General features: G+C 65.6%; 1 pseudogene. It reads left to right on the top strand.

Annotation, left to right across the window (positions count from 1 at the left end):
* A pseudogene (locus tag EN850_RS35860) lies at positions 1-285 on the top strand (hypothetical protein); the annotation flags it as partial.

Here is a 285-nt window from a genome sequence, read left to right as displayed (position 1 = left end):
ATCGACCAGGACATCCACCGCATCTGGTTGCCGTTCACCGCCACCGCCATCGACAAGGCCAGCGGCAAGTTCCGCACCCGTTCGGGCCTGTCCTCGCCGATGGGCCTGGGCTACGAGTACCTGGCCGGCGCGGCCGCCGGCAAGGTGGTCAGCCCCAATGGCGTGGTCAACTACAGTTCTTCCTACGACATGAAGGAAGATGCCATCGCCGCTGCCCGGCAGGCGCAGGAAAAGCTGAAGGCACCGTCGGTGAAGCCGGGCAAGTACGACCTGGTGCTCGACCCG

This window comes from Mesorhizobium sp. M8A.F.Ca.ET.207.01.1.1, assembly GCF_004794715.1.
In the GTDB taxonomy this organism is placed as follows: domain Bacteria; phylum Pseudomonadota; class Alphaproteobacteria; order Rhizobiales; family Rhizobiaceae; genus Mesorhizobium.
The sequence above is the reverse complement of the archived record's forward strand: the minus strand, read 5'-3'. Positions and strand labels throughout refer to the sequence as shown.